Origin of the sequence: Faecalibacterium sp. Marseille-Q0746, assembly GCF_017377595.1 — a bacterium.
GTDB lineage: Bacteria > Bacillota > Clostridia > Oscillospirales > Ruminococcaceae > Faecalibacterium > Faecalibacterium duncaniae.
The window spans coordinates 1-1,522 of sequence record NZ_JAFREI010000048.1 but is presented as its reverse complement, the minus strand read 5'-3'; the positions used below and the strand labels follow the sequence as shown (position 1 = coordinate 1,522).

General features: G+C 55.5%; 2 protein-coding genes. One reads left to right on the top strand and one right to left on the bottom strand.

The features are described from left to right. The coding region (locus tag J3351_RS13965; protein ID WP_207697996.1) for a helix-turn-helix domain-containing protein at window positions 1-418 on the bottom strand (418 nt) is incomplete at its 3' end. Window positions 419-864: 446 nt separating this feature from the next. Between J3351_RS13965 and J3351_RS13960 the strand changes: the two genes are divergently transcribed. Continuing rightward, window positions 865-1,467 carry a CHC2 zinc finger domain-containing protein gene (locus J3351_RS13960; RefSeq protein WP_242699437.1) on the top strand — a complete coding sequence of 201 codons (603 nt, stop codon included), beginning with the start codon at window positions 865-867 and terminating at the stop codon, window positions 1,465-1,467. Window positions 1,468-1,522: the final 55 nt, after the last annotated feature.

Genomic DNA, 1,522 nt, shown 5'->3' with positions numbered 1-1,522 from the left:
CTTCCACCATGGCATTCATATCCCGGATGCGGTCACTGACCAGACCGTCCACACAGATCTCAAGGTCGGTCATCCACCGGGAAAAATCGGGATGTTCCAAAAGTTCACACAGCAGCCGATGATTGAAATTCCCATTCCTTAATACGTCCACTGCGCCATCGCTCAGATGCAAGTCCGAAAGGACTGCATCTGGGCGTTTTTTGTTTTCCGTCACGCCCAACAGGTAGTCCGTGGTCACGCCATAGAACTCAGCCAGCGTTGTCACCGCATAAATGCTGAGGTCGGTCACATCGTCACTCTCGTATTTCGACAATGCCGATTTGGACAGACCCGTCTGCTCTGCCAGCGTTTCCAGCTTCAGACTCCGCTCCACACGCAGGTCTTTGAGCCGTTCTCCCAGTGTTAGCTTGATGTTCATGGTCGCACCTCCGATGTTTTTTGCACAGTATACCACTTCCGGCGGTTCCTGTCCATAAGCGTGGAATTTTGCAGTTTCTGCACCTGTTTTCCGACATTATGGATATACGGCACAGCAGCCATGGAGGTGCTATCCTATAGACAGAAGGAAAACATATCACTCCCCAGCAGCGAACATATTAAGGGCTTCCCGTAAAAGCCCTCCCGAATCATATAACCGAACCTTGACAACAGAATGACCGTCCGAACTGCCCAGACCGCCAAGACCTCCCATCGGGGGAGCGAGCGCCCTGCATAGGGCCGACACAGAGTCCAAAAAGATTTCCTGTCGGGAGGCAGCAAGGGAGACCGGCTTCACCGAAGTTCCCATTTGGGGGACCCCGGTGACTTTGAACGTGGCAGGGATCAAAACGATCCGTGCCAAAACCTTTGACCAAAGGAGAAATTTTGAGTTTATATCAAAAGATCAAGTCCGCCATCACCGTTCGGCAGGTGGGAGAGATGTACGGCATGGAGCCCGACCGCCATGGCATGGTGTGCTGTCCGTTCCATTCTGACAGCGACCCCAGCATGAAGCTGAACGACACCTATTATTACTGTTTTGGCTGTGGGGCCAACGGAGATGCCATCGACCTCACCGCCAAACTGTTCGACCTGAACCCCCGGCAAGCCGCCGAGAAGCTGATACACGACTTCGGGCTTGACCCGGACAAGCCGCCCGCCAATGCCATCGCCCTGCTGCCGCCCAAGCGTGGCCTGACAGATGAGCAGTGGGCAGACATCGCCTACTGCCTGCGGGTGCTGACCGATTATCTCGACCTGCTGCACGACTGGCGAGAGCGTTACAAGCCTGCCATCCCGGAGGAGCCGCATGACCCACGGTTTGAAGAAGCCCTCCACGCGACCGAGACCATCGAGCACTTGACGGACTGCGTTGCATTTGGAACACCCCAGCAGAAGGCCGCTGCCGCCTCACAGCTGCTGTCCGGGTCGTACCTGCTGATGCTGGAAAAGCGCATCGACCGCCTTGCTCTAGCAAAGTGCGCCTAGTAGTTTATTCACCCGAAGTGGTGGGTCTCACCGTGAGACCCACCACTTCACTTTC